Source organism: Lysinibacillus sp. NPDC093216 (genome assembly GCF_050280325.1).
In the GTDB taxonomy this organism is placed as follows: Bacteria; Bacillota; Bacilli; order Bacillales_A; family Planococcaceae; genus Lysinibacillus.
Genome location: NZ_JBNNVB010000059.1, coordinates 1 through 4,784, shown reverse-complemented (window position 1 = coordinate 4,784; position 4,784 = coordinate 1). Strand labels below are relative to the sequence as shown.

The 4,784-nt window shown below is 31.9% G+C and carries 3 protein-coding genes and 2 rRNA genes; all 5 read right to left on the bottom strand.

Annotated elements, in window-relative coordinates; genetic code table 11:
* Window positions 1-83: ribosomal RNA gene (locus ACQKOG_RS27030) — 16S ribosomal RNA — on the bottom strand; the annotation flags it as partial.
* Window positions 84-391: 308 nt separating this feature from the next.
* Window positions 392-1,285, bottom strand: coding sequence for a patatin-like phospholipase family protein (locus ACQKOG_RS27025; protein ID WP_370083783.1), 894 nt, complete (start codon window positions 1,283-1,285; stop codon window positions 392-394).
* Window positions 1,286-1,477: 192 nt separating this feature from the next.
* Window positions 1,478-3,160, bottom strand: coding sequence for a methyl-accepting chemotaxis protein (locus tag ACQKOG_RS27020; RefSeq protein ID WP_427448588.1), 1,683 nt, complete (start codon window positions 3,158-3,160; stop codon window positions 1,478-1,480).
* A gap of 39 nt (window positions 3,161-3,199) precedes the next feature.
* Entirely contained in the window at window positions 3,200-4,372 is a 1,173-nt protein-coding gene (locus ACQKOG_RS27015) for an ATP-grasp domain-containing protein (protein ID WP_370083779.1), read from the bottom strand.
* Window positions 4,373-4,707: 335 nt separating this feature from the next.
* Window positions 4,708-4,784 (bottom strand): 5S ribosomal RNA (gene rrf, locus ACQKOG_RS27010); the annotation flags it as partial.

The following is a 4,784-nucleotide window of genomic DNA, read 5'->3' as shown; positions in this document are numbered from 1 at the left end:
AGCTCCTTCTCTGTTCGCTCGACTTGCATGTATTAGGCACGCCGCCAGCGTTCGTCCTGAGCCAGGATCAAACTCTCCATAAAAAGAAATTTGATAAGCTCAAATTGTTTTGCTGGCATCATGTTTGATGTCCAAAATTTCGTTTCGTTCACCAACTCAAGGCTAGTTACTAAAAACTTTATTGATTACGTTTTGCTTGTTCAGTTTTCAAGGTTCATTTATAATCATCATCTCTTTGTTAAGAGTTAACTTTTATATAATAACATGTTTCACACATACTGTCAAACAGTTATTTTTTATATTGTTCTAGTTGCATGTTTATCAGCAACTTTTATATAATATCATCTACTTCATAGAGCGTCAATAGTTTTATTCATTTTTTTCAAAAGTTTTATAACTTAAATCTTGGCCACGCTTTTAAAAATTGAATAGTACGGTTTCTTCCAATCTCTAAAAGTGTTTCTTTAGTCTCTTCATCTAAATCAAATTGAGTAGCGCTATAATCATCGACAGGAATGAAAATAATATCTCTTTCATGCCGTCTTGAGATATATCTTTCATCATGAGCATCTTTCATAGTAGAAAATAAAGCTTCAAATAAATTTAATCCATTTTTAATTTCATGTGGGTGTTGTTCTTCTCTACGTCTACTCAATTTAAGCCCTATAATCGGCCGCACCTTACGTCCTTCTCTATCATCAAATACCCATAACGGAAAATTACTCAATACACCGCCATCTACAATAACTGAATCTCCTTTTCCTGTTTTTAATGTAACTGGTTCAAAGAAAAATGGTATACCACAACTCATACGTAAAGCACTTGCAACAGAAAAATTTTTCGCATCAATATGATAATTTTGTAAATCATCCGGTAACACCATCATTTTGCCATTTGTTAAATCTGAGGCCACTAACTTTAATGAATCTCTAGGTAAATCTCCGAACGTATAAACACCTTTTGCAGCTAATTTTTGAAAAAACCATTTTTCTAATGCTTTTCCTTTATATAAACCTAAATGGTGATAAACATTAACCCACTTCATAAACGGGAATGGTAAGATAGTTTTCCTTTGATCTAATAATGAAGGTACATCCAACTCTTCTAACATAGTCTGGATTTCTTTTCCGCTATATCCCGCAGCAATAAAAGCAGCTAATATGGCCCCGGCACTCGTCCCAGCTACCCGTTTAAAGCGAAAATTTTCAGCTTCTAGTACTTGATACGCCCCAACTAGTGCAAACCCCTTCAAACCGCCACCAGAAAAAACACCATCAATCCACAAAATTCCCTCTCCTTTTTCAAGTAATCGTTACATTATATAAAGAGTTATATACAAATAGAACGAACTCAATGAGTATTTTGTCGAATTTACAAACGACTTTGATACTGACATACGGATCTAAAAATAGTAAAAGGATTAGCTCTGTTCAAGATAGAGCTAATCCTTTTAACTTAGTTAATGTTATTGCTTAGATTACTTAATTTTAAAATGTGCAATTTGACCTTTTAAGTTTTCAACCATCTCGTTTACTTGATTAGCAGTTCCTAGCATTTCTTCCATAAAAGCAGATTGCTCTTGCATAGTTGAAGCAATATTTTGGGTACCTGCTGATGTTTGCTCCAATGATTGCACAGTTGTCTCAGTAGTCCCTAATACTTGTTCAGAGCTTGCTGATATTTGTTCTACTGTTGAAGCAATTGATTGCGTTCGCATACTAATGTTTGAAATTAGAGATGAAATTTTTCGGAAAGTATCTCCAGCCAATCTTATTGCGACAGTCTCTTGATCAATTTCATTTACTACTCTCGTAATAGCGTCAACAGATTCATTAGAATTGTTTTGCATTTCAGAGATTAATTTAGTAATGTCATTAGCAGATTGGGCAGATTGTTCTGCTAAATGTCTTATTTCATCCGCAACAACAGCAAACCCTTTTCCATATTCACCTGCACGAGCAGCCTCAATAGCTGCATTTAGTGCAAGTAAATTAATTTGATCTGAAATACTTGTAATTACATTTGTAATTTGTCCTACTTCTTTAGAACGTTGATGCATTTGTTCTGTCATTTGCATAGAGGCTTTTGAAAGCTCGTTAATCGAATCAATTCCTTGTACGGATTGTTGAATAACATTATTACCTTGATTGGATTCTTCAGATGTCTTAATAGATTCATCAGAGACATTCGTGGTAGATTCCGTAATTTCTACTATACCCTCTGATATTTCTCTAATCGCAATTTGATTTTGAATAGCCCCAGTTGTTACCATTTCGCTACTTACTGAAACTTCCTGAATCGCCGCTGATACCTGATTAGTCATTTCTGTCACTTGCTCTATACTTTGAGTCAATTCTTTAGACCCATTTGCTACATAGTCTGCTGTTGAGGATACATGCCCTATAACATCTTTTAGCTGTACTTGCATACTATTAAAACTTGATGCAAGCTGACCAATTTCGTCATTACTTGAATTTTTTATTTCCTGCGTTAAATCACCAGCTGCAATTACTTTAGTGTAATCTACAAGTTGATTTAACGGTTTAGAAATTCTTTTAGCAGTGAAATATGCTAATATACCACTTACCACAATAAATATAAGTGCTAATAATACACATACTTTTATTAATAAATTTTCTAAATCAACTATAAAATCTGCATCTTCATCTAATCCTAAGACAGAATCTGTTCCTTGAACTTGTAAAAATGTAGACTTATGGGCACCGTAATCATCTATATAAATATCACTTGTAACCATTTTAGTTGTGCCTAGCGCTGCTTTTTGTTCATCTGTAAACGCTAGTGGTGATAAATACTTATCGTCATTGCCTAAAAATAAAATGACTTCTTTATTATCTACTTTACTCATAATATACACATTTTCTAAAGCATACTTTTCTTGAAATGCATTTCCTCTAGACAATAACTCTTGATATGCACTTTTGTTTGTTTTAGCACTATTGATTAATTCTTTATCAAATAGCTCATCAAAATCCTCCATTTTCATCGCTAAGCTCTCTTCAAACTGAGGAATAATATACCCATCAATTAAACGTTCAGCTACAATAAAAATGGCAAAGCTAAAAATTGTGCTTATAACAACAATAGGCATTAATACGTTTAATAATATTTTCTTTCTAATTGTCATACCTTTAAACATCATTAACGCTCCTAACTGTAATAAAAAAATTAATCATTATTAAACAAATACCAATTCATTTAACGTAATATATTGATTCAGATCTAAGTTCAATAACCTTGTATTCTCATTTAAATCCGGTGATTTATGAAAGATTACAGCAAAGGTAGAGCTTTCATTCACTTTCATTGGCCGATATTCTAAAATTTCACCAAAATTTAGTTTAAACGCTTCATGATTAATAGATACAACTTGCTTACAATCAATAGAGGCATCTATTTCAGCACAACAAAAACTATAAATTGAATCATCCATTTGATTAACTATATTTTCCCAATCAGGCTTTTGTTGTTTAAAAAAGTACTCACATGCGTTTACACCATATGCATGAACGCCAAGTTCATTTGTACCGATACCAGCAAATCTAAGTGGATTTACTTCAATTGGAACAATCTGTCCCTCATTATCGATGCGAATTTCAATATGTATAGGGGCAAGTTTTAAAGCGAAGAACGATGAAATAGTTCCTAAAAATTCTTGAATTTTGTTGAGGGACTCATTTATTACTTGCTTACTCGTATAGTAAATTCTATCGCTCATGTCTTTCTCATGCCTAAACATTCTTTTAAAAAGATTTAAGATAACAGGTTCCCCGTCTTCTGTAAAATATACGTCAACAGCGTATTCATCACCTTCAATTAATTTCTCAATTATAAATGATTGGTTATTAATAACTTCGATTGGATAGTCTGAACTTGTAACTTCCATTTCAAATTTAAGTTGTTTAATAGTTTCTTTATATTCTTCTACCTTATCAATACGATGTACACCTATACTTGAATATCCTATAACAGGCTTAACAATAATAGGGAAAGGTAGAGCACTAGGATCTAATTCTTCTAATTCTTTTAGAGAAACTTCTGTGAAAAAGAAATCTTTATAATGTCTACTTAATGTTTTCCTGAAAGTAACTTTATTTTTCAAAATATCTGTAACAGTTGTTAAATAGTGATTAGGTGCATATTTTGATAAAATATTAAGTCCATTTTCAGAGTTAAAGAGAATTGGACAATTCCTCTTCTCTAATTCAATCAACAAATCGTCTACCTTTTTTAAATCTATAGTAGATTCGTTTGGTATAAAAACTTCATTTAATTTGATAACTGGAATTTTATTCTTACTAATTGTGTGCGCTAATAAATCAGAAACATAAGGTCTATCTAGTATTATCAACTTTTACACTCCTATCCATATATTTTTTACATATCCATATCCTAAAAGAATCTATAAAAGTATGTAAAAATGACTATTACCTATTCTAATATATAATACCTATAAAATCCATAATTTTGACTTTTTATACCATGGGTAATATTACATTGAAGTTAATAAAAGCACACTTAAATATCTAAACATCAATGAGTATATTTAACTATTTGAAAATTAATTTTTGCTAAAGTAAATAACTAAAAAAAATCAAGAAGCTAATTTAAGCTTCTTGGTTTATTACTATTTGTATAATTTTGTATAAAAAAAAAACAGCCAGTATACAGCTGACTGTTTACATTGCCTAGCGACGTCCTACTCTCACAGGGGGAAGCCCCCAACTACCATCGGCGCTAAAGAGCTTAACTTCCGTGTTCGG

Bases quoted from the DNA above. Each gene is read 5' to 3' on its own strand.
- ACQKOG_RS27020 (WP_427448588.1), bottom strand. From the start codon at position 3,160: ATGTTTAAAGGTATGACAATTAGAAAGAAAATATTATTAAACGTATTA.